Annotated in this window: 18 protein-coding genes and 1 tRNA gene; 5 read left to right on the top strand and 14 right to left on the bottom strand. The window is 74.2% G+C overall.

All coding sequences use genetic code 11. From position 1 onward, the window contains the following. Positions 1-40 precede the first annotated feature (40 nt). A complete protein-coding gene (locus J5O08_RS03655) occupies positions 41-1,396 on the bottom strand; it encodes an ABC transporter substrate-binding protein (protein ID WP_218705475.1) in 1,356 nt (451 codons plus the stop codon). A 133-nt stretch (positions 1,397-1,529) separates the two neighbouring features. Between J5O08_RS03655 and J5O08_RS03650 the strand changes: the two genes are divergently transcribed. Continuing rightward, complete coding sequence (locus J5O08_RS03650) at positions 1,530-3,227, top strand: glycoside hydrolase family 43 protein (RefSeq protein WP_308281316.1); 1,698 nt, start codon at positions 1,530-1,532, stop codon at positions 3,225-3,227. A gap of 7 nt (positions 3,228-3,234) precedes the next feature. On the opposite strand, the gene J5O08_RS03645 is transcribed toward J5O08_RS03650, so the two are convergent. Further along, positions 3,235-4,242, bottom strand: coding sequence for a LacI family DNA-binding transcriptional regulator (locus tag J5O08_RS03645; protein ID WP_308281315.1), 1,008 nt, complete (start codon positions 4,240-4,242; stop codon positions 3,235-3,237). 205 nt (positions 4,243-4,447) lie between these two features. Here J5O08_RS03645 and J5O08_RS03640 point away from each other — a divergent pair, with 205 nt between their 5' ends. Next, a complete protein-coding gene (locus J5O08_RS03640) occupies positions 4,448-5,344 on the top strand; it encodes a sulfurtransferase (protein WP_218705471.1) in 897 nt (298 codons plus the stop codon). A 126-nt stretch (positions 5,345-5,470) separates the two neighbouring features. Here J5O08_RS03640 and J5O08_RS03635 read toward each other — a convergent pair whose 3' ends face one another. From J5O08_RS03635 to J5O08_RS03605, 7 genes are all read right to left on the bottom strand, one after another. Next, positions 5,471-6,361 carry a carbohydrate ABC transporter permease gene (locus J5O08_RS03635; RefSeq protein WP_308281314.1) on the bottom strand — a complete coding sequence of 297 codons (891 nt, stop codon included), beginning with the start codon at positions 6,359-6,361 and terminating at the stop codon, positions 5,471-5,473. Continuing rightward, a complete protein-coding gene (locus J5O08_RS03630) occupies positions 6,358-7,299 on the bottom strand; it encodes a carbohydrate ABC transporter permease (RefSeq protein ID WP_147794861.1) in 942 nt (313 codons plus the stop codon). The genes J5O08_RS03635 and J5O08_RS03630 overlap by 4 nt, the downstream gene beginning before the upstream one ends. A gap of 102 nt (positions 7,300-7,401) precedes the next feature. Further along, the gene (locus J5O08_RS03625; RefSeq protein WP_218705470.1) at positions 7,402-8,727 is read right to left on the bottom strand and encodes an ABC transporter substrate-binding protein; all 1,326 of its coding nucleotides are present in this window, start codon (positions 8,725-8,727) and stop codon (positions 7,402-7,404) included. Between the two features lie 63 nt (positions 8,728-8,790). Further along, a complete protein-coding gene (locus J5O08_RS03620; protein WP_218705469.1) occupies positions 8,791-10,947 on the bottom strand; it encodes a glycoside hydrolase family 36 protein in 2,157 nt (718 codons plus the stop codon). Positions 10,948-11,067: 120 nt separating this feature from the next. Next, positions 11,068-12,096 carry a LacI family DNA-binding transcriptional regulator gene (locus J5O08_RS03615; RefSeq protein WP_218705468.1) on the bottom strand — a complete coding sequence of 343 codons (1,029 nt, stop codon included), beginning with the start codon at positions 12,094-12,096 and terminating at the stop codon, positions 11,068-11,070. 38 nt (positions 12,097-12,134) lie between these two features. Then, positions 12,135-15,152 carry a carbohydrate-binding protein gene (locus J5O08_RS03610; protein WP_218705467.1) on the bottom strand — a complete coding sequence of 1,006 codons (3,018 nt, stop codon included), beginning with the start codon at positions 15,150-15,152 and terminating at the stop codon, positions 12,135-12,137. A gap of 360 nt (positions 15,153-15,512) precedes the next feature. Continuing rightward, positions 15,513-15,599 (bottom strand) — tRNA-Ser (locus J5O08_RS03605). 85 nt (positions 15,600-15,684) lie between these two features. Here J5O08_RS03605 and J5O08_RS03600 point away from each other — a divergent pair. The 3 genes from J5O08_RS03600 (at position 15,685) to J5O08_RS03590 (ending at position 18,741) form a co-directional block, all read left to right on the top strand. Then, on the top strand, positions 15,685-16,560 hold the full coding sequence (locus tag J5O08_RS03600) for a Sir2 family NAD-dependent protein deacetylase (RefSeq protein WP_218705492.1): 876 nt from the start codon (positions 15,685-15,687) through the stop codon (positions 16,558-16,560). A gap of 229 nt (positions 16,561-16,789) precedes the next feature. Continuing rightward, positions 16,790-17,767 carry a carbohydrate ABC transporter permease gene (locus J5O08_RS03595; RefSeq protein WP_147794867.1) on the top strand — a complete coding sequence of 326 codons (978 nt, stop codon included), beginning with the start codon at positions 16,790-16,792 and terminating at the stop codon, positions 17,765-17,767. Next, entirely contained in the window at positions 17,767-18,741 is a 975-nt protein-coding gene (locus J5O08_RS03590) for a carbohydrate ABC transporter permease (protein ID WP_218705466.1), read from the top strand. Before J5O08_RS03595 ends, J5O08_RS03590 begins: the two co-directional genes overlap by 1 nt. Positions 18,742-18,872: 131 nt before the next feature. On the opposite strand, the gene J5O08_RS03585 is transcribed toward J5O08_RS03590, so the two are convergent. The 5 genes from J5O08_RS03585 to J5O08_RS03565 form a co-directional block, all read right to left on the bottom strand. Next, positions 18,873-20,909, bottom strand: coding sequence for a hypothetical protein (locus J5O08_RS03585; RefSeq protein WP_218705465.1), 2,037 nt, complete (start codon positions 20,907-20,909; stop codon positions 18,873-18,875). A gap of 56 nt (positions 20,910-20,965) precedes the next feature. Further along, positions 20,966-21,631: an SIS domain-containing protein gene (locus J5O08_RS03580; protein ID WP_308281312.1), complete on the bottom strand. Its 666-nt coding sequence runs from the start codon at positions 21,629-21,631 to the stop codon at positions 20,966-20,968. Next, positions 21,624-22,823 (bottom strand): ROK family protein, encoded by a 1,200-nt coding sequence (locus J5O08_RS03575; RefSeq protein WP_218705464.1) that lies wholly within the window; start codon positions 22,821-22,823, stop codon positions 21,624-21,626. Before J5O08_RS03575 ends, J5O08_RS03580 begins: the two co-directional genes overlap by 8 nt. Before the next feature lie 396 nt (positions 22,824-23,219). Further along, positions 23,220-24,272 carry a LacI family DNA-binding transcriptional regulator gene (locus tag J5O08_RS03570; protein ID WP_218705463.1) on the bottom strand — a complete coding sequence of 351 codons (1,053 nt, stop codon included), beginning with the start codon at positions 24,270-24,272 and terminating at the stop codon, positions 23,220-23,222. A gap of 34 nt (positions 24,273-24,306) precedes the next feature. Continuing rightward, positions 24,307-26,175: an MBL fold metallo-hydrolase gene (locus J5O08_RS03565; protein ID WP_218705462.1), complete on the bottom strand. Its 1,869-nt coding sequence runs from the start codon at positions 26,173-26,175 to the stop codon at positions 24,307-24,309. Positions 26,176-26,247 lie beyond the last annotated feature (72 nt).

Raw genomic sequence — 26,247 nt, 5'->3', positions numbered from 1 at the left:
GGGGGGGGGGGGGGCGGGGGGGGGCGCCCCCCGCCGCGGGTCAGTCGGCGACGGTGAAGCCGGACTTCTCCAGGTCGGCCGCGATGGTCTCCTGGGTGGCCGTGAACACGTCGCGGAACGAGCCGCCGTTCAGCGCGGCCTCGTTGAGCGCGTCCCCGAACGCGCTCTGCGCGACGTTCACGTTCGGCCCCCAGGTGACGGGGATCGTGGTGTCCGCGACGACCTGGTCGACGACCTGCCAGAAGTCGGTCTGCTGCGGCATGAGCATCGGCGGCTCCGCGGTCAGCGTCGCCTCGCGGCCGGCGGTCCCGCCGGGCAGCAGGTCGAGGCCGAGCAGCAGGTTCGACCCCTCGTCCGTGGCGGACAGCCAGGCGGCGAACGCCGCGGCCTCGTCGGCGTGCTCGGACTTCTCCGGGACCAGGTACGTCGACCCGCCGAGGAACGGCACGGACGCGTCGCCGGCGGTCCACTGCGGCAGCGGGGCCGCCTCCCAGAGCCCGGCGGTGTCCGGGGCGACCGAGTACAGGACGCTCGGCGCCCAGGCCGCGGCGGCCCAGCTGAGGATCTTCCCGTCGTTGACCTTGGCGTTCCACTCCGGGGTCAGCAGCGGCTCGACGGTGACGAGGTCGCGCCCGACGAGGTCCTGCCAGTAGTCGGCCGTCTCGAGCGACGGCTCGTCCCCGATGCCGACGGACCAGGCGTCGCCGTCGTTGCTCCACCACTCGCCGCCGGCCTGGGCCGCGACCGACGCGAAGAACTCGAACTGCGTCGGCGAGAACGAGGCGATGTACACCGACGGGTCCTGGGTGTGGATCGCCTCGGCGGCCGCGGCGTACTCCTCCCAGGTGGTCGGCACCTCGACCCCGTACTGCGCGAACAGGTCGGCGCGGTAGGTGAGCATCATCGGGCCGATGTCCTGCGGGACGCCGTACACCTGGCCGTCGAACGTGGTCAGGTCCCAGATGTTGTCCTCGACGCCATCCCGCACGTCGGCGACGTCGTCGGTGATGTCCTTGACCACGCCGGACACGACGAGCGACGGCAGCGCGCGGTACTCGACCTGCACCACGTCCGGCGCCGTGTCCGCGCGGTCCGCGGCGAGCAGCTTGGACGACGTCTCGGCCGTGCCGCCGACCTCGGAGAGCTTGACCGTCACGTCGGGGTTGAGCTCGTGGTAGCGGTCCACGATCGCCTGGGCCTCCGGGTCGGTGCCCTTGAGCGAGTAGGTCCAGAACTCGAGGGTGACGGGCCCGTCGGACCCGGCGGCGTCGTCCCCGCCGGACGACGAGCACGCGGCGAGGGCGAGCGCCGGGACCAGCGCGAGGGCCCCGACCAGGGCGGCGCGCCTCCGCCGCGAGCGTCGTGCGCCGGTCGTCGGTGTTCCTGCAGCGTGCATGTCCACATCTCCTTCGACGAGGGGACCCGGTACGCCGCTCCGCTCCGAGCAGCCGCCCCCGGGCTGCGCCTATCGTGATGTTAACGTTGTCATCCTGTCAACCTCACCCCCTCCGACCTCCTGGGGAGCCCTCGTGCCCGCGTTCCAGAACCCCGTCCTGCCCGGGTGCCACCCCGACCCCTCCGTCGTGCGCGTCGGGGCGGAGTACTTCCTGGTCACCTCGTCGTTCGGGTACTTCCCGGGGATCCCCGTGCACCGGAGCACCGACCTGGTGACCTGGGAGCTCGTGGGCCACGTCCTCACCCGGCCCGAGCAGGCGCCGCTGGCCGGGCTCGACGTGAACGACGGGGTCTGGGCCGCGACGATCCGGCACCACGCCGGGGTGTTCTACGTGGTCGCGACCGTGGCCAGCGGACGCCGGGGCGCGTCGACCTTCGTCGCGACCGCCACCGACCCGGCCGGTCCGTGGTCCGACCCGGTGCCGCTGGAGGCCGAGGGCATCGACCCCTCGCTGTTCGTCGACGCCGACGGGCGCTGCTGGTTCACCGCGACCCGCGACGCGCCCGAGCCCGCCGTCACCGGGCCCGCCGAGCTGTGGCTGCGCGAGCTCGACCTGGACACGCTGCGCCTGACCGGGCCGGAGCACGTGCTGTGGCACGGCGCGCTGCGCGGGGCGTGGGTCGAGGGCCCGCACCTCTACCTCCGGGACGGCCGCTACTGGCTGATCGCGGCGGAGGGCGGCACCGAGCGGAACCACGCGGTCACCGCCGCGTCCGCCCCGGCGGTCACGGGACCGTACGTCACCGACCCGCGCAGCCCGCTGCTCACCCACCGGCACCTCGGCCCCGGGCACCCGGTCCAGAACGTCGGGCACGCCGACCTTGTCGACACCCCCGACGGCGCGACCTGGGCGCTGACGCTGGGCGTGCGGCCGGTCGACGGGGCGCACACGCTCGGGCGGGAGGCCTTCCTCGTGCCCGTGGAGTGGACGGAGCGCGGGCCGGTGTTCGCGCCGGGGACGGGCACGGTGCCGCTGGCGGGGACGACGGAGCGCGGGGCGGAGGTCGGCGGGGCGGGGGCCGGCGGGGCGGGGGCCGGCGGGGCGGGGGCCGGCGGGGCGGGCGCGCCGGCGCCGGGGACCGGCGACGTCGAGTCGCTCGCGCTCGGCCAGCCCCTCGCGGCCCAGGGCTGGTCCAGCCTCCGCGGCCCGGTCGACCACCTCGTGCGCCCGGTCACCGGGGGCGACGGCGGCGCCGCCCTCGAGCTGACGCCGTCCCCCGAGCCGCTGCACGGCACCGGCACCCCCGCGTTCGTGGCGCGCCGCCAGCAGCACGTGCGGTTCCGGGCGACCTGCCGGCTGCGGTTCGCCACCACCTCGTCGGGCGAGGAGGCCGGGCTCGCCGTGCTGCTGCACCAGCAGCGCGTGGCGACCCTCGCGCTGTCGGCAGGGCCCGACGGACAGCCCGAGGCACGGCTGCGGATGCGGACCGGCGACGCGGTGGCGGAGCTCGGCGCGGTCGCCGTCCCCGCCGGGCCCGTCGAGCTCGCCGTCACCGGGGACGAGCAGGCCTACCGGTTCGCCGCCACTCTCCCCGGCGGCGAGGCGCGCGCGCTCGGCGACGTGCCCCGGACCGCGTTCGCGACCGAGACGGCGGGTGGGTTCCTCGGCGTGCACCTGGGGGTGTACGCCCACGCCGACGGCGAGCCGACCGGCGCGCGGGCGGTCGTCGAGCACGTCGCCTACGAGCCGGGCGCGGCGCCGTCGGGTGGCGCGGGCACCGAGGCGGGGGCGCCGGTCGGCGACGCGGCCCTCGCGGGGCTCCCCGGCTGACCGCCGCTCAGCGCGGCGGGGCGGTCGACCGCCGCACCACCAGCTCCGGCGCGAGCAGCCGGTGGTGCGGCGGCTCCCCGCGCAGCAGCGCGAGCAGCCCCTCGACCGCGTTCGTCCCGAGCGCGTGGAAGTCCTGGCGCAGCGTCGTCAGCGCCGGGACCAGGTAGTCCGAGCCGACCTGGTCGTCGAACCCGACCAGCGACACGTCGTCCGGCACCCGCAGCCCGCGCTCGGCGAACGCCGCCAGCACGCCCATCGCCATCTGGTCGTTGCCCGCGAACACCGCCGTCGGCGGCCCCCCGGGGCGGTCCGCGAGCGCCAGCGCCAGGTGGTAGCCGCTCGCGGCGGTGAAGTCGCCCTCGAGCAGCTCACCGGCGACGCCCGGGGTCGCCGCCAGCTCGCGCTCCCAGCCCTCGACGCGCGCCCGCGCGTCCCAGGTCCGCAGGTTGCCGCTCAGGTGCGCGACCTCCCGGTGACCCAGCCCCACGAGGTGCCGCACGGCGAGCCGGGCGCCGAGGTCCTGGTCCATCTCGACCGACGCGATCCGGTCGTTCGGCACGTCGCCGGACATGACCACCGCCATCGGCACCCGCGTCACCAGGGCCGGCAGCGCGTCCAGCACCACCGGCCGGTCGGCGATCATCGCGACCGCGTCTGCCTGGTCCGCGACCCGCTGCACCGTCTCGGTGAACTCCGCCGGGTCGCGCCCCTGGAAGCTCGCCAGGTTCAGCCAGTACCCCGCCGCGCGGGCCGCGGTCTCCAGGCCGCCGAGCACCCGCGGCAGCTCGTGCAGCTCGGAGCCGGCCAGCACGACGCCGATGGTCGACGTCCGGCCGCTCTTGAACGCCCGGGCCACGGTGTTCCGCCGGTACCCGAGCTCCGCGATGGCGGCCTCGACCCGCGCCCGCGTCTCCGGTCGCACGGACGGGTGCCCGTTCAGCACGCGCGACACGGTGATGTGCGAGACGCCCGCGACCCGGGCGACGTCCACCATGCCTGGCGCTCGGCTGGCCACGTGCTGCTCCGATCGTCGTGGCCCGGATCGGCGTCGGCGCAGGTCCGGGCGGGGTGGTCCGGCACACGCTACCGCGACGGTCCGCGCGGCCCGGACGCGGCCGCGTCACACACGTCCGGTGCCTGGGCCGCTCCTGTCGGGCGCCGCGCGGGCCGACGTAGCGTCGCGAGCACCGCGCTCGCGGCCCGCACCCCGAGGAGGACCCATGGCCCCCGCACTCCCCGCCCTCGTCAGCCCCGAGGCGCTGCGCGCCGCCCTGGACGGGCCGGCCGGTCGGCCGGTGGTGCTCGACGCGTCCACCTCCCTCGCCACGCACGGCGAAGGCGAGCCGTACACCGCCGGGCCGCTGCGCGAGCAGTACCTCGCGGCGCACGTGCCGGGCGCCGCGTTCGTCGACGTCACCGGCGAGCTGTCCGACCCCGCGGGCCCCTACCCGTTCACGCTCCCGTCGCCCGGGGCGCTGGCCGCGGCGTTCGGCGCGCTGGGCGTCGGCGACGACACCCACGTCGTCGTCTACGACACCGTCGGCTCCGCCTGGGCGACACGCGTCTGGTGGCTCCTGCGCTACCTGGGCCACGACCGGGTCTCCGTGCTGGACGGCGGGCTGGCCGGGTGGCAGGCCGCCGGCTTCGGCACGGCCTCCGGCGCGGCCGACGACGAGGCCGCCCGGGCCGCCGCCACGACGCTCACGCCGCGGGAGCGCCCCGAGCTGCTCGCCACGCTGCCGCAGGTGGAGCGGATCTCCTCGGGCGCGGCGCCCGGGCTGCTCGTGAACGCGCTCGACCCGGCGACGTTCCGCGGCGACCAGGAGGTCAGCACCTACACGCGGCGCGGCCGCATCCCCGGGAGCGTCAACCTTCCGCTGTTCACGCTCCTCGAACCGGCGACCGGTCGGTTCCTGCCGCTCGACGACCTGCGCGAGCGTCTGCAGGCGGGCGGGCTGCTCGACGCCGAGGGGGCCGTCACCTACTGCGGGGGCGGGATCGCGGCGACGCTGCCGGCGTTCGCGGCGTACGTCGTGTCGGGGGCCGAGGTCGCCGTGTACGACGGGTCGCTGTCGGAGTGGACGGCGGCGAAGGGGCTGCCGGTCGCGGTGGGGTGACACGGCGCGCCCGGGGAGCACGAGAGCCCCGCCGGACACCGGCGGGGCTCTCGTCGAGCCCGGCTCGTCCGCGAGCAGCAGGTCGGCTGCCAGGACGAGTGCGCACGCGTGCTCCGGCCGTCCGCCCTACTTCACGGCGCCGGACGTGATGCCCGAGATGATCTTGCGCTGCGCCACGATGAACGTGACCAGCAGCGGCAGGCTCATCACGACGACGTAGGCGAAGATCAGGTGCCAGTTGTTCAGGTACAGCCCCGCCGAGGCCACGTTGTAGAGGTTGAGGGGCAAGGTGTCCACGCGTCCGCCGATGACGAAGAACGCGTAGAAGACGTCGTTCCAGATGTACAGGCAGATCAGGATGGTCGCGGTGCTCAGCACCGGGACGAGCAGCGGCAGGATCACGGTGCGGAACACCCGCATCGGCGTGGCCCCGTCGACGCGCGCGGCCTCCTCCAGCTCGTGCGGGATGGTCCGGATGAACCCGGTGACGAAGAAGATCACCGTGGACATGTACATCCCGACGTACACGCCGATCATGCCGACGACCGTCCCGGCGAGGCCGAGCTGGCGCAGCAGCAGCACGATGGTGACCACGGCGGGCGGCAGCACGATGCCCGAGATCGCGAGCGCGTAGAGGGCCGCGGACATCCGGGAGCGGCGCCGGGCGAGGATCCACGAGGCGAGCGACCCGAGCACCAGGACGACGAACACCGACGGCACCATGATCAGCAGCGAGCCCCCGAACGCCGCGGGGACGTCCCCGTCGCGCCAGATCTCGGCCAGGTTCGCGCCGAGCTGCCACTGCGAGGGCAGCGACAGGTCGGGCTGCAGCGCCTCGGCCTGGGACTTGCCGGCGGTGACCACGATGATCCACAGCGGCAGGGCGATCAGCAGGACGACCGACAGGACGACGACGAACGGCTGGATCCGGCGCCAGGGGCCGGACCTGCCGCCGAGGGTCGATCGGGGCCGACCGCCGCGGGCGGTGCTGGTGCCGTGCGGCGCGACGATGCTCACAGGACGTCCTCTCGACGGCGCAGCATCCCGATGACCGGGAACGCCAGGGCGACGACGACGAGGAACAGCACGAGGCTCATCGTCGTGGCCTGCGCGAACAGGCCCTGCCCGAAGGTGCGGAAGATGAAGATGTTCAGCAGCTCGGTCGACCGGGCCGGGCCGCCGGCAGTGGTCGCCTGCACGATGTCGAACCCGTTCATCGAGCCGAGCAGCGCGGTCGCGACGTTGAACGTGACCGCGGGGGCGATCAGCGGGAACCGGATCCGCCAGAACTGGGTCCAGGCGCCCGCGCCGTCGAGGCGCGCGGCCTCCAGCACGTCCTCGCTGATGGTCTTGAGGCCGGCCATGTAGATCAGCATCGGCAGGCCCATCCACTTCCAGGCGTGGATGGTGGCGACGACGAGCAGCGTCCAGGACGTGCTGCCGAGCCAGGCGGTCGTGACCTCCGTGCCGGTGATCCAGCTGAGGATCGCGTTCAGCGCGCCGTCCGGCTTGAGGATCGCCTGGAACACGTACCCGACCGCGAGCGCGGACATGATGACCGGGATGAAGAACAGGACGCGGGCGATGCGGTTGACCCGCGTGTCCCGCTCGAGCAGGAGGGCGAGGAGCAGACCGAAGAGGTTCTGCAGGATCGCCACGAGGACGGCGTAGCCGAGGGTGACCCGGAGCGCACGACCCAGGTCGCCGTTCTCGAACAGCCGCGTGAAGTTGTCCCAGCCGACGAACCCGATCTCCGCCTTGAAGCTCGACCAGTCGGTGAACGAGTAGACGAAGTTGAACAGCGTCGGCAGGAAGAAGAAGACGCCGAGCAGCACGAACGCGGGGGCGGCGAACGCCCACGGGTGGTTGCGCGCCCGTCGCGTGCGGTTGGCGCGCGCCGTCCTCGCCTCGGTGGGTCCCTCCCGGGTCGGGGCGGGAGCGGTGGTGGTGGTCATGGGTGTCCTCGTCCTCGACGGAGGACCGCCCGCCCCTGCGTCGGGCGGTCCTCCGTGACGGTCACGTGCGGTTGCTGACCGGCGGGCCCGGCCGGGCTCCGGTCAGAAACCCTCGACGCCCTGCGCGGACGCGAGCTGCGCGAACTGGTCCTGCGTCTGCTGCGCGACCTGCTCCGGCGTCAGCGCGCCCTGGATCATGTCACCGAGCCGCAGGTACAGGTCGGGGTTGGCCACAGCCTCGACCTGCATCGAGCCGGCGGCGCCGTCGAGCGCGTCGGCGACCGACACCAGCGCGTCGGGGACGGTCGCGGGCGTCTCGACGCCCGGCTGCAGCGAGACGGTGTCCTGGTCCTCGACGAAGTCGGCGTACCCGTCGCCGAGCCAGAAGCTCAGGAGCTGGCGGGCGGCGGCCTCGCGGCTCTCGTCGCCGGTGCGGAACGCGACCAGCGCGTTGGCCTGGTCCGGGACGAAGGTGCCGACGTTGCCGTCGGTCGAGATCGGGAAGAACCCGATCTTCTCGTTCAGCTCGTCGGTGTCGGCCAGGGACTGCAGCTGGCCGAAGAACGAGTTCACCTGCATGACCATCGCCGCGTCGCCCGCGAGCAGAGCCGCGCCCTGGTCCTCGAACGTGGCCGTCTTGATGTCGTCGTTGAACAGGCCCTCGGCGATCAGGTCCTGGTAGCCCGTGATGGCGTCGATGATCGGGCTGTCGCCGAACGTGGTCGACGCGCTGTTGACGTCCTCCCACAGTCCGTCCTTGGACGCCTCGGCGAGCGGCGCCTGGACCCACCACTGCGTCCCCCAGGGCGAGCCCGCGTTGCCGCCCATCTCGAAGAAGGGCGTCACACCGGCGGCCTGGACCGTCCGGGCGTCCTCGACGAGCTCCGTCCAGCTGGTCGGGGTGTCGGTGAGCCCGGCGTCGGCGAACACCTGCTTGTTGTAGTACGCGCCGATCACGGCCGGGGTGCTGATGAGCGCGGCGTAGCGGGTGCCGTCGTACGAACCCGTGAGGTCGACGAGCGCCGGGTCCATGTCGTCCAGCCACGGCGCGTCGTCCAGCGGCTGCAGGTTCTGCTTCGCGTTGATGCCGGCGAGCATCGACGCGGTCGGCTGCCAGAACGCGAGATCGGGCTTGTCGCCGGTGGCGATCTTGGTCTGGATGCTCTGCTCGTACGGGTCGGTGATCGTCACGACGTCGACGCTGGCGCCGGTGGTCTCCTCGAACGCCTCGACGACGGCGTCGGGCACGGTGTTGGAGTTCTGCGCGGCCCAGATGGTCAGCTCGACGCCCGACAGGTCGGCGTCCTGCGCGGGCCACTCCGCCGGCGCACCGCCCGAGGCGGAGCCGCCCGCCCCGGGGTCGGAGCAGGCCGTGAGCGCCAGGCCGGCGGTCAGCAGGATCGCGGCGAGAGCAGGGGTCTTCTTCATCGGTTCTCCCTAGGCAGGTGCCGGCGTCGTCGCCGGCGGGGTGAGGGACGTGCTGTGGTGCTGTCAGGGGTGGCGGACGCGCAGGACGCGCGCCTGCGGGCCGCCGTCGGCGTGCGGGACCCGGACGCGGACCCGTCCGTCGGGCAGGCGGTCGATCTGCCACGGCGTGCCGGGCTGCGCACGGGGGAACGCGACCTCGACGTCGCCGTCCGGCAGGTCCAGGACGATCTCGTCCGAGCCACCGCGCCGCCAGACGGTGGCGAGGGTCTGCGTCGGACCGGTGAGGGCGGAGGCGACCCAGGGGTCGGACCACCCGGGCAGGCCGAGCGGCCAGGCGGCGTGCGCCTCGTGCAGCCAGTCCTCGTTCGCCCGGGCCAGCTCGACCGCCTCGACGACCAGCCCGAGGCGGGCGGAGTCCATCCGGTCGAGGTGACCGGAGAGGTAGAACCGACCCGCGAGGCCGGTGCTGAGCGTGAAGACGCACTCCTCGAGCGTCATCCCGGGCTGCGGGTACGCCCAGTTCGCGGCCTGCTCCGGCAGGATCGACACGAGCGCACCGACCGCGACCGGCGGGTACAGGACCAGGTTCTGCTGATCCGACGTCGACTGCAGGGTGGATCGCGACAGCAGCGCGTCGTCCGCGCGCATCGCCCCGGACGCGCAGTTCTCGAGCATCAGGTCCGGGTGGCGGAGCAGGATCCCGTCGAGCCAGGCGACCTGCGCCCGGTTCTGCTCGAGCAGCCCCTGGCCGACGCTGTCGGTCGCGTGGTCCGTGCCGGCGCCCGGGGTGACGTTGTAGTCGAGCTTGAAGTAGCCGACGCCGAACTCGTCGACCAGGCGGTCCACCACGGTGTCGAGGTGCTTCACCGCATCGGGGTGCCGCAGGTCCAGGAGGTACCGGTCGTGCTCGACGACCCGCTGGCCGCGACGCTGGAGGAACGCCTCGCCGGGCAGCTGCTCCGCGAGCGGGCTCCGCACGCCCACCACCTCCGGCTCGAGCCAGAGCCCCGGGACCATCCCGCGGTCGCGGATCCGGTCGGTCACCTCGTGCAGCCCACCGGGGAACCGGAGCGTCGACGGCTCCCACTCGCCGACGGAGTCCCACCAGTCGCCGCCGTCGTCGTACCAGCCGGCGTCGATGCAGAACACCTCGGCTCCGACGTCCGCCGCCGCGTCGACGAGGGGCAGCAGCTTGTCCGTCGTGGGGTCGCCCATCAGCGTGTTCATGTAGTCGTTGAACACGAGGAAGGGGGCGCGGGCCCGACCGTCGCTGCGCGCGGGCCGGTCCTGGGCCACGGCGTGGTGCCGGTCCCGGCGGGCCGCGGTGAGGCCCGCCACGGCGGCCTGCCAGTCGCCGGCCACGGGCACCACCGTCACCGGTACCGTGGCGAACTCCTGACCGGGCTCGAGCGTGCGGAGCCAGTGGTGGTCGATGTCCGTCGGACCGAGTGCGACGAGGGCGAGGACGCGCCGGTCGTCGCGCGTCAGCCGCTCGCTGACCTCGAGCCGCCAGGCGCCGTTGTGCTCGATCTGCCAGCCCAACGAGGCGTCTCCGGCTCGGGTGGTGAGCACGCCGCTCGGCACGCGGGTGCCGCTCGACCACGTCCCCGTGCTCGCGACGACGTGCGCGCCACGGCCGTCCTGGTGCTGGTGGCGCGGGAGATCGAGGTCGACCAGGCCGCCCTGCCCGACGAGGGGGACGTGCTCCCAGCGGTTCTCCCCCACCCACTCGCTCGTGCCCTCCACGGAGACCACCGCGTCCAGGGGCCGGTCCCCGACCGGACCGGCCAGCGCCACCGAGCTCACGGCCTGGAGGTGCACCGGGGTCGCGCCGGCGTTGCGGACCGTGGTGGTCGCCCGGACCGCCCCGCCCCGCAGCTCGAGCCGCGTCAGGGCGACCAGCCCGGCGCCGGGGTCCTCCTGGGTCACCTCGACCACGCGGCCGGCGCCGTCGGCCGCGGGGGTGGCGCTGACCTGGAGCACGCGCATCCGGACGCCGACGGCGGTGGCGGTGTTCCGGAGGTTGCCCGCGGCGCGGCCGTGGCCCACGGCCAGGACCTCCACCAGCGGCTGGACGGCGCGCGCGGCCAGCTCGGCGGCATCGTCCGCCGCCGTGCCGCCGACCAGCGCCGCCGGCCGGTCGTCCGCCCAGACCAGGTGCAGGACGGCGTCGCCGTCCCCGAGGGCCTGCGTGCGCAGTCCCGTGCTCTCGCGAGTCATCCTCGACCCCATCTCCTCGTACCCGGCCAGGTGCGCCAGGGCGACGAGTCGATGAAAGCGCATATCAAGAACGAGGGCAAGTAGCCCAGGTCACGGCATGATCACGAATGATGAGCGGTTTCAGACTGCGGAGCGACGTCGCGGGCCCGAGGACGCACGGACGACCAGATCGGGCACGAGGCGCGCCGAGGCGACCCCGCTCTCGCCCGCCTGCAGGCGCGCCAGCAGGCGTACGGAGTCGCGCCCGAGCTGCACGAAGTCCTGCCGCACGGTCGTCAGCGCGGGATCCCACAGGGGACCCAGCGGGTGGTCGTCGAACCCCACGACCGACACGTCGTGCGGCACGCGCCGCCCGCTGTCGTTGAGCGCGCGGATCACGCCCATCGCGAGCTCGTCGTTGCCGCAGAGGACCGCCGTGACGTCGAGGTCACGGGCGAGACGCAGCCCCGCGTCGTACCCCGACATCGGCGCCCAGTCCGCGCGCAGGGGCGGGGGCACCGGGGCTCCGGCGGCCTCGAGGGTCTCGCGCCACCCGACCAGGCGGGAGCTCTCCCGCCCCGCCGAGGGGATGGCGACGTGGTGCACGGTCTCGTGCCCCAGGTCGAGCAGGTAGCGGGTGGCGCTCGCGGCGCCCACCCGGTCGTCCATCGAGGCGTGCAGGATCTCGTCGTCCGAGCGGTTCCCCGCCGCCAGGGCGACCAGCGGCACCCAGTCCGGGACCGCGGCGAGCGCCGCCGCGCCGGGCGGGTCGTACTCCAGCACGACCGCACCGGCGATCGGCTGGCTCAGCGCGGTGTCGACCGCCGCGTCGACGACCTCGCGGTCGTCCGTCTCGACGACGCAGATCATCACCATGTGCCCCGCGGCACGGGCCGCCTCCTCGATCCCCTGGATCGAGGAGGCGTACCCGTACCGGGTGGTGTTGCTGGTGATGATCGCGATCATCGGCAGGCTGCCCGCGGCCAGGGCCCGGGCGGCGCCGTTGCGCCGGAACCCGAGCCGCTGGATCGCGGCGTGCACGAGCGCCTCGCGCTCGGGGCTGACCCGCGTGGAACCGGTGAGCACCCGAGACACCGTGGGGACGCTGACGCCGGCCTCACGGGCGACGTCGGCGATCGTGGGCTGCTTTCCGGAGACGGGTCGTGCCACAGCCGACAACCTAGGCGATCACGGCCGGGACCCGGCACTCAGCCGTGCCGCGTCCACGGCCCGTCCGGGTCACCGGGCACCTGGTTGCGGGTCCACCAGCGCGCCTCGTGCACGACGCCGTCGTGCCGCACGAGGTCACCGGCGGCGAACACGCGCGATGCCGTCCAGACGGCCGTGCCGTCCGCATCCGTGCGGATCTGCTGCCACGGACCGACCGGGTCGCCCGGCTCCTGGCGCTGGGTCCACCACGACGCCACCCACTCCGCGCCGCCGTGCGTGACCCGGTCGCCCTCGACGTAGACGGTCGCCGGGTCCCAGGTCGCGAGCTCCTCACCGCCGACCGGGACCGTCGTGGGGGCACCGGTCGCCAGGGGGGCGATCTCGATGCGGTCCAGGTCGGGCGCCCAGCCGTCGGCCCGGCCGAATTCCAGCGACGCGTCGCCCGACCCGAGCTCGACCAGGAACGTGCGCTCGAGGAAGGACGTCCACGCGTACGTGTAGCGCAGGTACGCGTACCCCGAGGACTCCTGCGCGCCCTGCTCCCACACGTCCAGGCGGCGGTCGACGACCTGGGGGTTGTAGTCGTGGCTGCCACTGACCTCGGCGTTGGCGAACCGGACGGTCACCGCGTAGGTGCCCGGCTGGTCCACACCCGGCGCCCGGTCGACGACCACGGCGTTCTCGCGACCCTGACCGATGCTGCCGACCCCGGCCGAGCCCGATGCGTTGGACCCGGTGCTCGCGGCGTACGTGGTGACCCGGGCGTTCCCGCGCAGCTGCGCGTCCTCGGCCTCGACGACGAGCGCCGCACCGGGGTCACCGGTCGCCCGGGTCGTCAGGTCGCGCACCACCGCGCCGGTCGGCGACCGCAGCTCGACCTCGTTGATGCCGTGCGCGAGGTGCAGGCGCGCCGTCGACGACCACGTGCCGGCACCGGGCGCCTCCAAGGTCGCGACGGGGGCGCCGTTCACCGTCACGTCGACGGTCGACGCGGCGGTCGACGCGTACGTCACCGTCACGTCGTGGTACCCGGTCGAGGCGGCGTGCACGTAGGCGTCGGCTCGCGCGTCGCCGCCCGGGAGCGCGGCCCAGCCTCGCGTCCCGTCCGCCCAGGTCAGGACTGCGCCGTCCTCCAGGCGGAGCGTCGAGGCGGGGTAGGTGGTCGGCTCACCGTCGGTGACGTCGGTCAGCGCGAAGGTGTCGAGCGTGATGTCGGCGTTCGGGAGCAGCGTGGCGCCGTCCACGCTGGCCCGCAGGGAGAGCACGTGCTCACCGGCGGTCAGCGCGACCTCCAGCTCGGCGGACCCGCGGTACTGCCACCGGGACGTCGCGTTCAGCGCGAGGTCGGCGGCGTACTGCACCGTGCCGGCGTGCGCGTCGTCGACGAACAGCGCGTGGCGCCCCGGGACGCCGGGAGCCGCGCCGACCACCTCGAACCGGTACGTGCCGTCGCGCGGCACCTCGACCGTCCAGTCCGCGCGCGACGTGGCGCGGTTGAACGACCCGACGTCCTTGCCGTGCGACGCCAGGAACTTCCAGCCGCCGCCCTGCTTCGGGTCCTGCGTGTAGACCTGCGCGTCGGTGAGCGCCGTGTCCTCCGCCTCGACCGAGGCGTGGAAGACCGCGTCGACCGCGACCTCGCGGTCCTGCGCGGGGGTGATGACGACCTGGTAGCCGGCGTACCGGTCGTAGGTCGGCACCGTGAGGGCGAGCTCCCCGTCCGCCACGGCGACGTCCTGCGCCGCCTGGATGACGCGCGGGGTGGCCGCGACGCCCTCGGCGCCGGTGAGGCGCACCTCGCGCACCTCGACGTCGACCGCGCCGCCGAACACGGCGGGGTCCAGACCGGCGAGGTCGACCCGCACGTCCTTCGACCCGCCGCCGTACAGCACGGTGGCCCGTCGGTTGTCGACGTCGACGGCGCCGATGCCCTGCAGCGTGTCCACGGCGTTCAGCGCCGGCGGCGTCACCGCGACCGTCTGCGACCCCTCGAGGTCGCCGTACCACTTGAACATCCACCAGCCGGCGTTCGCGGCGTTGGCCCGGGCGCTGTTGTCCGACAGGTTGCCCGCGTAGTTCCAGTACGCGACCTGGCCGTCGATCTTGAGGTCCTCCATGATCGAGAACCACTGGATCAGCTGACCCGGGGTGCTCATGTCGCGGAGCATCCCCCACTCGGTCACGTTCACGTGCAGCGGCTCCAGGCCCAGGCGCTGCTCGAGCGCCCGGTACGCGTCGTAGTTGCCGCGGAACGTGGCCAGGTTGTCGATGCCGAGCTCGTGCCAGATGAACACGTCCGGCACCGTCCCCGACGCCATCGTGTGCTGCAGGAACGCCTCGGAGCGCTCGGGCTGCCAGCGCGTGTCGCCGGGGCCGCCGATGCGGGCGTCCCCGAGCCCGTGCGCGTCCCAGACCTCCTGGATCACGCCGTGCACCGCGTCCCAGTCCTCGAGGAACGTCTGACCCTGCGTCGACCAGTTGGCGTACCAGTTCCCGCCGTCCGGCTCGTTGAACGGGATGAACACGTAGTCGCCGGGGCGGTCCGACTCGGTGGCGACCGCCTCGGCCACGATCCGCGTCACCTCGAGGAAGTCCCAGGTGCCGTTCGGCGTGTCGGTGAACTCGCCGGTCGCGAGGTCGTAGGTACGGGTGTCACCCGGCCGCTGCCCGCCGTGGTACGGCCAGTCCGGGTAGTAGTCCTGCACGTAGATGTAGAGGTCCTGGCCGTGCTTGTCGAAGAACCCGTCCTCGATCTGCAGGGCGTCGCCCGACGGGTGCTGGGTGCCGAACGGCGCCTTCTGCGACACGTTGGTGATGTGCGCGCCGTTGATCAGCGCCTGCGTGGGCGCGCCGTCGTCACCCAGGCCGTACAGCGCACCGGACGCGCCGCCGCGGAAGTCGCCGGTCGCGCTCGCCAGGTCGACCTGGAGCACGTCGACGTCCGCCTGCTCGGCCTGCCCCGGGGACGGCTGGGCCGACGCCGGGACGGCGCCGAGAACTCCGGTGCCCAGACCCAGGGTCGCGGCCACGGCCAGCCAGCGTGGTGTTCTCGTCATCGAGACGTTCCTTCGCGGTAGGAGGCGAGCTCGTCGAGCGCGAACGGCACGGGCGCGACTGCGAGCTCGTGAGACGTCCATCCATGAAAGCGCATATCACGTGCGGCGTGCAAGACCTCGGCGTTGATGGCCGGCGTCGCTCTGCAAGCGCTATCAGCGCAACGCGACCTGGCCGGGCCGGAAGGACGACGTGGACCCGACGCAGCTCGATGGGGCGCCAGGGCGACCGCGCCGACAACCCCGGCGCCCGCGTCCGCCACCGGGATCCGGCGGTGCCCTCACCGCCCCGAGGGGCTGCCGACGACGTCGCGCCCGGGAAGCACGAGAGCCCCGCCGGACACCGGCGGGGCTCTCGTCGAGCGGTAGCGGTGGGATTTGAACCCACGGTGGACTTTCACCCACACACGCTTTCGAGGCGTGCTCCTTAGGCCGCTCGGACACGCTACCTCGGGCCAGAACAGTACCGGATGCGAGGCGGAACTCCCGCATCGGGAGTCGTACCGTGGTGCACGTGACACCCCCGCGCCTGCCGATCCCCCTCCACGACGCCGTCCGGCCGAACCCGGGGACCGTCGACGACGCGGTCCGGTTGCTCCGTGGCAGCCGCCTCACCGTGCTCACCGGGGCGGGCCTGTCGACCGACTCCGGCATCCCGGACTACCGGTCGCCGGACTCCCCGCCGCGGAACCCGATGACGTACCAGCAGTTCGTCGGCGACGAGGGCTTCCGCCGGCACTACTGGGCGCGCAACCACGTCGGCTGGCGGTACGTGCACCGCACGCACCCGAACGCGGGGCACCGCGCCCTGGCGTCGATGGAGGCGCACGGGGTCGTGCTCGGGGTGATCACGCAGAACGTCGACCTGCTGCACGAGCAGGCGGGCTCCCGCCGGGTGATCGACCTGCACGGCCGGTACGACCGGGTCATCTGCTTGCGGTGCCACCGGACCGTGACGCGCGCCGAGCTCGCCGAGCGGCTGGAGGCCGCCAACCCCGGCTTCGCCGAGTCGGTCGGCGCGGTCGGCGACGTGGAGATCGCGCCCGACGCGGACGCCGTCATCGAGCAGACGTCGCACTTCCGGGTGGTCGACTGCTGGCAGCCCGACCCCGACGGCGGCGACGGCCCGTGCGGCGGGATGCTGAAGCCGGACATCGTCTACTTCGGCGAGACGGTGCCCGGGCCCCGGGTGGCGGACGCGTACGCGCTCGTCGACGAGGCGGACGCGCTGCTCGTGGCGGGGTCGTCGCTGACGGTCCAGTCCGGGCTCCGGTTCGTGCGGCACGCGGCCGAGGAGGGCAAGCCGGTCGTGATCCTCAACCGCGGCGCCACCCGCGGGGACCCCCTGGCGACGCTCACGCTGGACGCGGGGGCGTCGGAGACGCTGACGGAGCTGGCCGACCGGCTCTGAGCGCGGCCGGGCCGGGGGCGCCGGAGGCACGCCCCCCAGAGGCGGGCGACCCCGCTCCGTGCCACGCTCCGGACATATCGCCCGTGCAGGAGAGCCGCGGGCACCGCGGGAGCCTTGCGGCGACCCCACCCGACACCTATAGTCGCGGCATGTGGCATCGTTGCCACATCGTCGGGCGAGGGAGCTGGGCAGGCCTCCCGCCGGCGTCCACGGTCGACTGGAGGCCTCGATGACGCAGCTGAGAGCCGACGCCGCTCCGGCCGTCGCACCCTCGTCCCGCGCCGCTCGCAAGCGCCGCACGCCCAAGGTGCCCTACAACAAGCGCGAGGCGCTGACGGGCTACCTGTTCATCTCGCCGTGGATCGTCGGGTTCCTGGTCTTCACGGCCGGCGCGATGATCTACAGCCTGGTGATCTCGTTCAGCCACTACAACCTGGCGACGAACACGGCCCGCCCCGCGGGCTTCGACAACTACTCCCAGCTGTTCAGCGACCCCCGGGTCGCGACGTCGCTGGCGAACACCCTGTTCTACGCGGTGCTCGCGGTGCCGCTGGAGATCCTGGTCGCGCTGGGCCTCGCCTCGCTGCTGAACCAGGCGGGCCGCGGCGCCGGCTTCTTCCGGACCGTGTACTACCTGCCCAAGATGACGCCCGCGGTCGCGACGGCGGCGGTGTTCTTCCTGCTGCTCAACGGCAACACGGGCGCGATCAACCAGTTCCTGCGGATCTTCGGCATCGAGGGCCCGCAGTGGCTCGTCGACCCGGCGTGGATCAAGCCGTCGATCGTGCTGATGACCCTGTGGGGCGTCTCCGGGACCATGGTGATCTTCCTGGCGGCGCTCAAGAACGTGCCGCGCGAGCTCTACGAGGTCGCCGAGCTCGACGGCGCGGGGGTCTGGCAGCGGTTCCGGAACATCACGCTGCCGATGATCTCCAGCGCCATCTTCTTCAACGTGATCGTGCTGTCGATCGCCGCGTTCCAGGTGTTCGACCAGGCCTACCTGCTGTTCTGGCGCGACCAGTCGAACGCCTCGCCCGAGGCGTCGCTGTTCTACGCGATCTACCTGTTCCAGCAGGCGTTCCGGCAGTTCAACTTCGGGTTCGCCGCCGCCATGGCGTGGCTGCTGTTCCTCATCATCATGGTGATCACGGCCATCCAGATGAAGTTCGGCAACCGGTTCGTCTACTACGAGGGGGGCAGGGACTGATGGCCAGCACCGGCACCACCAGCACGCCCGTCCGCCAGGTCCCCGGCCTGCCGGAGGACGCCACGGGGCAGGGCGACCGCCCGATCGACCCGAACCGGCCGCCGCTGGACGAGAACCGCCCCGGCGGTCGCACCGGCCGCCGGGTGCGCCGCGGCCTCGTCATCGCGGCGCTCGTCGTGATGTCGTTCGTATTCCTGTACCCGTTCGCCTGGCTGCTCGCGGCGAGCCTCAAGGGCCGCGGCCAGGTGTTCGACAACTCCCTGTGGCCGAGCGAGTTCCACTGGGGCAACTACGTCCGCGTGTTCGACGAGCTGCCGCTCGGGAACTGGATGATCAACAGCGTCGGCATCGCGGTCCTGGCCGCGGTCTCGGTCGCGGTGTCCTCGTCGCTGGTCGCGTGGGGGTTCGCGCACTTCCGGTTCCCGCTGCGCGGATTCCTGTTCGGGCTCGTGCTCGCGACGATGATGCTCCCCGGCGCGGTCACGATGATCCCGATCTACCTGATCTGGAAGGAGCTCGGGTTCCTCGGCACCTGGGTCCCGCTGTTCGGCGCGAACCTGTTCGGGTCGGCGTTCTACATCTTCCTGCAGCGGCAGTTCTACCTGGGCCTGCCGCGGGAGCTGTTCGAGGCCGCGCGCATCGACGGGGCGAACCAGTGGCGCACGTACTGGCGGATCGTGTTCCCGCTGTCGCTGCCGTCGTTCATCATCGTGCTGCTGTTCGAGTTCCAGGCGTCCTGGAACAACCTGCAGGCCGCGCTGATCTACCTGAACGCCGGCAGCCCGGAGGACTTCACCGCGCCGCTCGGCATCGCGTACGCGATGACCCGGTACTCGCCGACGGCGGGCGGCCAGGGCGACTACCAGTACGTGATGGTCGCGGCGCTGCTCGTGACGCTGCCGATGCTCGCGCTGTTCGCGTTCGGGCAGCGGTACTTCATCGAGGGCGTGGCGACCCAGGGCCGCAAGGGCTGACGCCGCGCGCCCACCTTCCGCCGAGATAGGACCCCCGCGTCGAGATCGGACCGCCCCAGGTCCGATCTCGACGAGCGGGTCCTATCTCGGCGCCGGGCGCGGGGCGGGCCCCGGGGACGGCGCGACGCGCGTCAGACGGGGTCGGGCAGGAGCGACGGGTCGGCCAGCGCCTGCTCGCACGCCAGGAGCAGCGCGCCGCCGGTCCAGGCGTGGCTCAGCGTGAGCAGCATCCCCTTCGGCTGGAAGCACGCCGTCTGGTAGTACCGCTCGGAGGTCATGCCCCGGTAGGCGTTGAAGTCGCCGTCGAAGCGGGCGACCAGCTGCCGGAAGCACGCGAGCGTCTCCGCGGCCCGGTCGGCGTAGTGCGGGTCGCCGGTGGCGGCGGACAGCTCGGCCAGCTCCCGTGTGCAGACCAGGCCGTAGGCGTGCAGGTGCTGGTTCGACGGCGAGGCGTTGTCGGCGCCGCGGGTCGCGAACCGGTAGACGTCCAGCGGGGTCCCCTCCGGGAACCGGGTGTTGTACGTGTACCGGAAGGTCAGCATCCAGTCCGCGGCGCGGCGGGCCAGGTCGAGCCAGCGCGGGTCCCCGGTGCGCCGGTGCAGCGCGACGTACGACATGACGGCGACGTACCCGTCCTCGGAGGTCGGCGCCAGGTCGACGTCCTCGGGCGCGCCGTGCAGGAACTCGCGGTCGACGAACTGCGCGTAGTGCTCGCCGGCCCGCACGGCGGCCGCGAGGTAGGCGCCGTCCGCGCCGTCGGGCCCGTCCCACCGCCCCGCCTCGGCGAGCGCGGCGACCCAGGTCAGGCCCGCGGCGCCGTGCCAGGACAGCACTTCACCCGTCTCGGCGTGGTGGGCCGACCCGAGGTTGCCGTCGGGCCGCTGCCGGCGGACGACGACGTCGAGGTTCGACCGCAGCGCCGCGGCCCAGCCGGGGTGCGCGGCGCGGACGTCCTCCCCCAGCTCGAGCGCCCGGGCCAGGAACAGCGACGCCTCCGCGAGCGTGCGGGAGTGCAGCGCGCCCGGGGTGCGGGACCAGCTCTGCGACCAGCCGTGCTCCGCGTACCAGACGCCCCAGAACGTGCCCGAGGGCGACAGGTGGTCGCAGACGAAGTCGACGACCCGGGCCGCCGCCGCCCCGGCCTCGTCCGCGCCCCGCCGGCGCGCGTGCGCCAGCAGCGCGTACGCCCAGGGGATGCCGCTGACCCAGCCGACGTGCATGGCCTGCCGGTCGACGGTCAGGCCGTCCCGGCCCGAGACCTCGCGGTCGAAGCCGACCGTCTCGAGCAGCACGCCCGGCTCCGCGTAGTGCCAGCGGTGCAGGCCCTCGGCGGCGAGGTCGGCGGCCTCCGCGATCCCGACCCAGGGCCGCAGCGGCGAGGCCGCGCGGGTGCGCTCGTGCTCCTCGCGCAGGATCGCGGCGTAGGCGTGCCGGTCCGGGCCGGTCGCGTACACGGCGAACCGCAGCGTGACCCGCTCCCCCGGCGCCCAGCGGTAGGTCGTCGTCTCCGCGGGGCGCGGCGTCCCGGAGCCGTAGTACGACACCGGGCCCTCGCGGAACGGGAAGGTCAGGTGCACGCTGCCGACGCCGGTGGCGGCGTCGTGCGCCAGGCCGAGGCCGGTCATGCCGAGCGCGGTCGTCTCCGGGGCGACCAGCGCGACGCCGCCGGGGCCGGCCCAGGCGAGCACGGCCGGGGTCGCGGCGCGGTCCGCGCGGTACTCCCAGTGGTCGCTCACCATGCCGGCCGGGTCGTCCGCGCCCACCTCGAACCGCGGGAACGGCCGGTCGCAGTCGACGGGCCGGTTCTCGCCGTAGAACGCGCCGGGGATCAGCCACCAGGGCGCCTCTGGCGCGGCCGGCAGGTGCACCCGGAACCGGATGCCCGCCTCGGTCGGCGCGTCGCCGCGGTGCTCGACGTCGAGCCGGACGTCGACGCGGCCCGAAGCAGTGGGCGCCGCCCAGGTGGCGCGGACGTGGAACGACCCGGCCTCGCCGGCGACCGCGCCCGGCCCGGCCGGGGTCGACGGCGCCGCAAGCACGGTGCCGTCCGCCAGCACCACCTCGGCCACGTGCGGCACGGCGGCCACCACGGGGCCGTCGTCGCCGGACCACGCCGACCCCGCCGGCCGGAGCGACCCCGTCGGTCGCAGCAGGACGCCCTCGTCCACGTGCCCACCCTCCGCCGCGGAGCGGCCGTCGGTCGATCGGTCGGTCTGCCGGCCGCTCAGGCCGCGGGCGGCTCGTCGGCGGCCCAGGCGTCCACCATCTCGCTGATCACGTGCAGCACCAAGGTGTGCATCTCCTGGATCCGCGGCGTCGCCGAGGACGGCACCAGCAGCAGGTGGTCGGCGTGCTCCCGGGCGGGTCCGCCGTCCCCGCCGGCGAGCAGCAGCGTGGTCGCGCCGTTCGCACGTGCGGACTCGAGGGCGCGGACCACGTTCGGGGAGCGGCCGCTCGTGGTGAACGCGACGACCAGGTCGCCCGGGCGGGCGAGCGCCTCGACCTGGCGGGCGAACACGTCCTCGTAGGCGTAGTCGTTCGCGATGCAGGTCATCGACGTCGGGTCCGTGCTGAGCGTGACGGCGGGCAGCGGGCGCCGGTCCCGCTTGTAGTGGCCGACGAGCTCGCCGGTCAGGTGCTGCGCGTCCGCGGCGCTGCCGCCGTTGCCGAACGTGTACAGGGTGCCGCCGCGGGCGAACGTGTCGCGGACCAGCTCGCCGGCGGCGCGGATCCGGTCGGCGAGCCCGACCATGGCGCCGGCCACGTCGGCGTGCGCGGCGAGGTGGGCGTGCAGCCAGTCGGCGGGGGCGTCGGGCGCGTCGGCGGCGGCCGGGCGGGCGGGGACGGGCGGGACGGCCGGGGTGAGGATCGGGGCGGTGGGGTCAGACACGAGCGGCCTCCGTCGGCGCGTGGTCGTGCGGCGGGCGGGTGGGTGCGGCGGCGTGGGTGTCGGCGGGCGCGGCGGCACCGGCGGTGCCGGCAGAAGCGGCGGTGCCGGCGGTCGCGGCGGTGCCGGCGGTCGCGGCGGTGCCGGCAGTCGCGGCGCGATCGACGGACCCGGCGACGACGTCTGCGCCGCCCGCAGCCAGCACGTCGAACGCGATCGCCCCGGCCCCCACGACGCAGACGACGTCCCCGAGCGCGGCGAGCCGCACCGTCGCGGCGCGCGCCGCCGGGGGCATGGCTTCCCGGGCGACGATCTCCCGCACCGGGTCGAGCAGCATCGCGCCGGACCGGGTCACCCCGCCGCCGAGCACGACCAGCTCCGGCTCCAGCACGTTGACCAGGTCGGACACCGCGCTGCCGAGCAGGTCGACGGTCTCGTCCCAGACCCGCGCGGCGAGCGGGTCCCCGGCGGCCGCGGCGGCGCTGACGTCCGCGGCCGTGACGGCGGCCAGGGCGGCGAGCGACGACGGCGCCTCCCCCGGCTCCGCATCGGCGAGGGCCTCGGCGGCGCGCGCCGCGATCGAGGACCCCGACGCGTACGCCTCGATGCACCCGCGCCGCCCGCACGAGCAGGCGCGGCCGCCGCGGCGGACGGTGATGTGGCCGAGCTCGCCGCCGTTGCCGGCCGCGCCGCGGTGCAGCCGGCCGTCGAGGACGACGCCGCCGCCCACGCCGGTCGACACGGTCAGGTAGACGAGGCTGCCGAGCCCGCGCCCGGCGCCGTACCGGTGCTCGGCGACGGCCGCGGCGGTGGCGTCGTTCTCCAGCGCGAACGGGACGCCGAACGCGGCGGTCGCCAGCGGGCCGATCGGGACGTCGTCCCAGCCGGGCAGGTGCGGCGGCGACTGGAGGACGCCGGTCGGCGCGTCGAGCGGGCCGCCGCACGCGATGCCCACGGCGCCGACGGGTCCGAGCCCGGCCTCCGCGACGGCCTCGTGGCCCATCGCGAACAGCCGCGCGATCACGGCGTCCGGCCCCTCCTCGCGGCGGGTCGGACGGACGCGCAGCCCGTGCACGGCCCCGTCCGGGGTGACCACGCCGACGGCGAGCTTGGTCCCGCCGATGTCGAGCGCGAGGACCGGCGTGCCGCTGGCCGTGCCTCCGCCCGCGGGCGCGGGCGAGCCGTCCGTCGTCATCCGTCCTCCAGACCCCCGGCGGGCGCGCGGCCGGGTGCGGCGGCGCGTGGCGACCCCGGGACCCCAACGGCATCGGTGCCGCGGGATCGCTCTGGGATCGATTCCAGATCGAGCATAGGAGCGGTCGGAAGAGAGCGTCAAGCCAGGCGCGGGAAAACGATGCCGCGACGTGGGATCGAGTCCAGGTCAGCCGACGTCGGCACGAGCAGCGGGCGCCGACGCACGACCGGGCGCGCGCCGCGAGAGTGGAACGCTCTGACGGACACGCCGACGGCGAGTCGGGCGCAACGTTCCACCGAGCGGGCACGGCGGCAGGATCCGGGGCGCGCGACGGGCGCGGCACTGGGGCGCGCGCGTGCGGCAGCCCCGCGTCAGGCGCGGCGACCGACCGGCGCGTCAGGCCTCGGGCGGGGCCGCGGTCGACCCGCGCTGCGCCACGGCGGCCGAGAGCATCACGGTCCGCTTGGGCGACTCGGGGCTCTGGATCCGCTCGAAGAGCTGCCCCACCGCGGCCTCGCCGAGCGCGACCGCGTCCTGCGCGACCGCGGTGACGCCGGGCGTCACCATCGTCATCCAGGGGGCGTCGTCGAACGACACCAGGCTGAGGTCGTCGGGCACCCGCAGGCCGAGCGCCTGCGCGGCGCGCCACACGCCCTCCGCGAGCACGTTGTTGGCGGCGAACACGGCGGTCGGCCGGTCCGGCCCGCCGAGCAGGTCCCGCGCCACCCCGGTCGCGGCGCCGACGTCCCAGCCGCCGCGCACCACGAGGGCGTCGTCGAGCGGCAGGCCGGCGGCGAGGAACGCGGACCGGTAGCCGACCAGGCGGTCCCGGCCGGTCGTCCAGTCCATCTCGTCGATGAGCAGCGCGACCCGGCGGTGGCCCTGCTGCAGCAGCCCGGTGGTGACCCGCTCCGCGGCCGCCTTGTTGTCGACGACCACGGCGTCGCAGGTGCCCTCGGCGAACTGGCGGTCGACCTCGATCACGGGGATCCGGTGCCGGCCCAGGTACTCGGTGGCCTCGGCGGACAGCGGGGTGAGGATGACCCCGGCGACGCGCAGCGCGACGAAGGTCTCGGCGGCCTCGAGCTCGGCCTCGACCGACCCCGCGTCGTCGGCCAGCATCATCGCGTAGCCGCGCTTCCGGGACTGGGCGCTGACCCCGCTCGCCAGGTCGGCGTAGAACGAGTTCCGCAGGTCGGAGACCAGCACGCCGATGGACCGGCTGACCTGCTGGCGGAGGTTGCGCGCCATCGCGTCCGGCACGTAGCCGAGCGTCTGGGCGGCGCGCCGGACCCGCTCGCGCACGGCGGGCGCGACGTAGCCGCGGCCCGTGAGCGCGCGCGAGGCGGTGGAGCGGGAGACGTCGGCGGCCTCGGCCACGTCCTTGATCGTGGCGCGGCGTCCCGGGGCGGTCGCCGCACCGCGCGTGCCCGGCGCGGCAGCCTCCATGCAGTGCTCCTCGATCCCCCGGCCCCCTCGGGCCTCAGTCCGCCACGACGTCCACGAGCGCCTCGGCGTGCTGGCCGAGGCGCAGGTCCCCGATGCTGACGTCGACGGCCAGCCGCCGGCGGACCGCCGCGGGACCCGTGGGCACCACGTCCAGGTCGATCTCCGCGTGCCCGCCGGGCGGGAGCGCGACGACGGCCTCGTCGGGGTGCGCGCGCCAGCCTAGCGGCAGCACCGCGCGCACGGTCGCCTTCCGCTCCTCGCGCGCGGGGTTGCGGACCGTCACGGTGAACCGCGCGGGCCGGTCGGCGGGCACCCGGGAGACGTAGGGGGCGATCCGCGCCATGTGCGTGTCGCTGCCCAGGTCGAGCTCGTCGAGCGGCAGCAGGTCGTGGTGGATCTGCACCAGCTCCTCGGCCTCGTCCTCCAGCATCGCGAGGTAGGCGTCGTCGACCCACCGGGGCTCCCAGTGCCCCGACACCATCACCCCCGGCGCCACCCGGCGGTAGAGCGCGGCGCTGTCCCGGTAGTCGGTGATCCGGAACAGGTTCCGGTACTGGTAGTTAAGGATCTCCCGCCGGTTCCCGGGGATGCCGAGCCCGTCCTGCTGGTCGCCCGTGACGAGCACCCGCACGCCGTCGACCTCCACCTCGAAGGCGGCGGCGTACAGCGTGTGACCGGGCAGCTCGTGCACCGTGATGTCGTACTCGTGCCACCGGAAGGTCCCCCCGATCGGGAGCACGCGGTCCACCGGGATCGGGTCGTACCACTGGCAGGGCAGGTCGAAGCGCATCGGGTCGGTGAGGATCGGCTCGACGTTCGACGGCGCCCACACCTCGGTGCCCTCGACCTCCCGCAGCAGGTTCATCCCCGCCACGTGGTCGTCGTGGTAGTGCGTGGGCAGCACCGCCTCGACGGTGGTGACGCCGTGGTCGCGGCGCAGCGCGGGCAGCGAGGCGAGCCACGGTCGGCGGGACGCCCGGTCACCGCCCGAGGGCAGGCCCGTGGTCATGTCGTACCCGTAGTCCATCAGCAGCGCCGCGCCGTCCCGCGAGACGAGGACGTACGAGCACGCGTTGCTCGACAGGTTGAGCAGGAAGTGCTCGGTGATCCGCTGGAACGGCTCCGCCAGGCGCAGACGCAGGTCCCACGGCTGCGGCCGCCGCGAGTCGACGTAGCCCCGCATCCGGGTCGCCAGCAGGCCGAGCGCGTGCTGCGGGTCGTCCATCGGGCGGCCGTGGGACGGGAGCAGCAGGTCGAGGTGCTCGTCCATCAGCAGGTAGCAGGACAGGACCGTCATCGCCGGCCCCTCGTTCTCGGTGTACGACCACTGGGTGGCCGCGAGCGACCAGACCTTGCCGGGCGCGTAGACGAGGTCGCCGGTGAACCCGAGGCGCCGGCCGTCGCGCTCGACGACGTAGGACACCGACCCGGTGGTGTGGCCCGGCGTCGGCACGACCTGGACCGGGACCCCGCCGTAGACCCGCGTGCGGTACTCGGGCACCACGTCCGCGACCGGGACGGGGTCGAGCAGCGAGAACCGGTCCTCGCGCAGGTTGTAGTCGTTGACCACGCGCCGGGTGCGCCACATCTCGTCGACCCGGTCGAACAGGTCGCGCTCGACGGGCGGGACGTGGATGGCGATGCCCGCCGCGACGGCGCGGGGCAGGCCCTGGCCCTGGTCGCGGTGGTGGTGGGTCATCAGCACGTCGGTGATCCGGTCGACGCCCATCTCGGCCAGGAGGTCCAGCACGGCGCCCGAGCCGAAGTCGATCGCGACGGCGGTGCGGGTGCCGTCGGGCGCAGGCTCGGCCGCGCGGACGACGTAGACGTGGCAGGTGTCGGCGACGCGGAACACGCCGGGCGCGACCTCGACGACCTCGGTGGCGGCGACGGTGGCGGGCATGACGCCTATGGTATCGATTCCAGATGGCGCGCCACAAGCGGTGCGACGGAAGAGAAGCGCTGCTCAGCGGCG

Source organism: Cellulomonas sp. PS-H5 (assembly GCF_019265565.1).
Classification (GTDB): domain Bacteria; phylum Actinomycetota; class Actinomycetes; order Actinomycetales; family Cellulomonadaceae; genus Cellulomonas.
The sequence above is the reverse complement of the archived record's forward strand: the minus strand, read 5'-3'. Positions and strand labels throughout refer to the sequence as shown.

Bases quoted from the DNA above. Each gene is read 5' to 3' on its own strand.
- J5O08_RS03565 (WP_218705462.1), bottom strand. From the start codon at position 26,175: ATGCCCGCCACCGTCGCCGCCACCGAGGTCGTCGAGGTCGCGCCCGGC.
- J5O08_RS03575 (WP_218705464.1), bottom strand. From the start codon at position 22,823: ATGACGACGGACGGCTCGCCCGCGCCCGCGGGCGGAGGCACGGCCAGC.
- J5O08_RS03590 (WP_218705466.1), top strand. From the start codon at position 17,767: ATGGCCAGCACCGGCACCACCAGCACGCCCGTCCGCCAGGTCCCCGGC.
- J5O08_RS03640 (WP_218705471.1), top strand. From the start codon at position 4,448: ATGGCCCCCGCACTCCCCGCCCTCGTCAGCCCCGAGGCGCTGCGCGCC.
- J5O08_RS03570 (WP_218705463.1), bottom strand. From the start codon at position 24,272: ATGGAGGCTGCCGCGCCGGGCACGCGCGGTGCGGCGACCGCCCCGGGA.
- J5O08_RS03595 (WP_147794867.1), top strand. From the start codon at position 16,790: ATGACGCAGCTGAGAGCCGACGCCGCTCCGGCCGTCGCACCCTCGTCC.
- J5O08_RS03620 (WP_218705469.1), bottom strand. From the start codon at position 10,947: ATGACTCGCGAGAGCACGGGACTGCGCACGCAGGCCCTCGGGGACGGC.
- J5O08_RS03625 (WP_218705470.1), bottom strand. From the start codon at position 8,727: ATGAAGAAGACCCCTGCTCTCGCCGCGATCCTGCTGACCGCCGGCCTG.
- J5O08_RS03630 (WP_147794861.1), bottom strand. From the start codon at position 7,299: ATGACCACCACCACCGCTCCCGCCCCGACCCGGGAGGGACCCACCGAG.
- J5O08_RS03610 (WP_218705467.1), bottom strand. From the start codon at position 15,152: ATGACGAGAACACCACGCTGGCTGGCCGTGGCCGCGACCCTGGGTCTG.
- J5O08_RS03655 (WP_218705475.1), bottom strand. From the start codon at position 1,396: ATGCACGCTGCAGGAACACCGACGACCGGCGCACGACGCTCGCGGCGG.